We start from the raw sequence: 266 nt of genomic DNA on the forward strand, positions 1-266 counted from the left end.
CTACAAACTATCGAGCCGTGCTGATGTTTTACTTCACAAGCACAAACCGCTAAGCCATCATCTTCGGCATAGATTCTTTCTGCCGAAATAAGCAGCTTACTTCCCAATCTGAATTGGCTTTCCTCAAAGAGGCACTTTCTTGTTCCAATGAGAAACCCCACTTCAACGGCTTGTTGCAGCGATTTAGCTTCCAACCCCGCTAAGGCCGCAACAGCTTGAGCCATATACTCTATTGAAATGTAGGCAGGAACAGCTTGCTCTAAATC

Annotated in this window: 1 protein-coding gene; it reads right to left on the minus strand. The window is 45.5% G+C overall.

All coding sequences use genetic code 11. The annotated features are described in order from the left end of the window. The coding region (locus Q4528_RS14155; RefSeq protein WP_303522250.1) for an ApeP family dehydratase at positions 1-224 on the minus strand (224 nt) is incomplete at its 3' end. Positions 225-266: the final 42 nt, after the last annotated feature.

The organism is Staphylococcus pasteuri, from assembly GCF_030547725.1.
Taxonomy (GTDB): Bacteria; Bacillota; Bacilli; order Staphylococcales; family Staphylococcaceae; genus Staphylococcus; species Staphylococcus pasteuri.